Below are 2,437 nucleotides of genomic sequence, written 5' to 3' on the forward strand. Positions count from 1 at the left end.
CGCCCGTCGCGAAGCACGACGATAGTCCACCTAAGCGGGCCTGCACAAATTCCTCGGTGCGGTTCGGCGCGCCTCATCGCAGTCGGGTGCAGCAGGTTCCGCTATCACGCTCGCCGCGTGTTAATCTTCGTGCTCGTTCGCCTTTCGGCACCGGTCCCGTGGCTCAGTGGGAGAGCGTCCGCTTCACACGCGGAAGGTCGCTGGTTCGATCCCAGCCGGGACCACTTCACATCGCAGGTCAGAGGCCATTAGCACCAGGACGCGCTGAGAATACGTTGTGACGCACCATTATTCAGATCAGGCAATCGTGCGGATCGCATGCTGATCGCACAGAACCGCTCGAAATGTGCGCTGACCAGGTATTCCGGCTGATGATGCAGCAGCCGACGAGGGGCCACGACACCCGACTGAGCTAGCGCGGATTGGCCAAAAGACTTTGCGGATCCCGCCGTCGTGCGGCTGGAGCTGTGCAACTCACGGGCTGGCGTGGTGGTCGAAAACCACCGGCTCTGACAGGCGAAGTAGTCCAACACGCCGTGTGAGTTTTCACCTGAAATTGGAGTAGCCGACTACTCGCGCGGTGGGGGGATCGACGAGATCACACTGACCGGGTAGCGGCAGATCCTGCCGCTACCCGAAGGGGAGTTAAATCATGAAGGTCAAGCAAGTGGGACTTACTCTCACCGTGGCAGCCGCCATCGGTTTCGCACCGCTTGGCGCGCTGACGCCCGGTGTGGCACAGGCAGGACCGCTGTGCGCCCAGGCAGCACAAGTAGGTGGTGAGATTTACCAGCGGTGCTTGCAGATGGAGCAGAACCAGAACTACTGCGGATTGGCAAGCGGTTGCACCCCGGGTGATCCGTGCGTGGTTGGCGCGCCAGGCGAAAAGCAACAGTGTGCCGATCTACGAGCGGGGGCACACCAATGAAGATCCTGGCAACCCTCGCAGCAGCGGCGTTGGCACCGGTGGTGATCACGCCGCTTCCCTCCTCGCCGTCCTCCTCGCTCTGCGAACAAATCACAGGGCGAGGCCACCTGACCTGTGCCGACACCTGTTCGAACAGCTGGTTTTCGTCGTTGCCGAAGTGCACAAATCCATGCAGTAAGTCGGAAACCGACAAGAATTATTCTTACTGGCCGCCGGGTTGCGACCCGTCACAGCCGATGACCGATTAAGGAGGTCCAGTGATCAAAGCAGTGCTGATGCCCACCGTCCTGGCGGCAGGCATCGCCTGCATCTGCGAGTAGCGTCTTCCGATGGTGAGAAGGCAATCACCATGAGAACGGCGCAGCGGTTGAGCGAAGGCTGATCCTTCAGGCCGACTCAGCCGGTTCGTCGGCCACGACCGCGAGCTCGTCCCAGCGCAAAAGGCGAAGGCGCAAAAAATTTGCTGACTGCCGCGGGCCCAGTCGGCGAGTTTTATTAGGCAGCCGTCCAATTAGCAATACTTATTGCGCATCCGAGCAATTATCGGGACCGCACATCTTCGACACATAAAGCGCCCACATACCGATTATTCTTCAGTTGAAGTAGTCGCCTCGTTGCGTTCGCCGCATAGAACTTACCAAGGAAGCTCTCAGGTACTGCCTAACTGGACGAAAACTGAGTTGTTGCACCGATGTTGAATGCGACGGACCAGGGCCGGCAGGTTCGGCACACCCCGGTCGTGACGATGTTTCGACTGCGCCTCACGCAGGTCTTGCGGAACCTTATGTTCAGTGTTTAAGTGAACATACTGAGGGTATGCACAGTTCTGATTCAAGGAGGACAGTGGCGGCGTAGCTGCCATTGTCGATGACGAGCACCAGCGGGGCCTGGGTTCGGCTTTGCTGAAGTTCGGGCGCGCTGCCGGGTGGGTACCGGTGAGGCGGCGCGTGCCGGGTGTCTCGGCCGTATCGAAACAGCCGACGGGGGTTGCGTGAAGGGCCGGATCGGGACCCGGCGTTTGACGCATCACCACATTTGCTTGGTGGGGGCATTTCATGGGGGTTGCGGATTCGGTCGTTCGGCCGACGCCAGTTCAAGCAGGTGCGGGGTCGTCGGTCAACGCGGCGCATCACCCGCGCACCAATAGATGCGGTAAGCCAACGTGATGGCCACCTCAGGCCGTGAGGACCTGATGGCGGCGCGGGCGGCCCCGGTCCCTAGGTGGACCGGGGCCGGGACACGACTGCCTGCCGTGCGCATATGGCACCCCGCGTGTGACGCGATCGACAAACTCAAGCTGTCCCGGCGTGAGCGAAGCGCGCGAATCCGGGTACCCGGTGGACGGGCCGTGACCGGCAGCGGCCGAACTCCAGGTGGGACGCCTCTCGCCAATGCCCGCAGGGCGGACGCATCCAATGGATGTGATCATCGTTGTGGGATAAGGCGATTCAACGCTGCACGCATTTCGGACGCTGGCCTGTCGGCCTGAGTAGGGGGTTCTTCGTCAGC

1 tRNA gene is annotated in these 2,437 nt (G+C 61.2%); it reads left to right on the forward strand.

The annotated features are described in order from the left end of the window. Positions 1-152: 152 nt before the first annotated feature. Positions 153-224: transfer RNA gene (locus AC5Y49_RS08690), tRNA-Val, on the forward strand. Positions 225-2,437: the final 2,213 nt, after the last annotated feature.

It is taken from the genome of Mycobacterium sp. NGS62 (assembly GCF_059812285.1).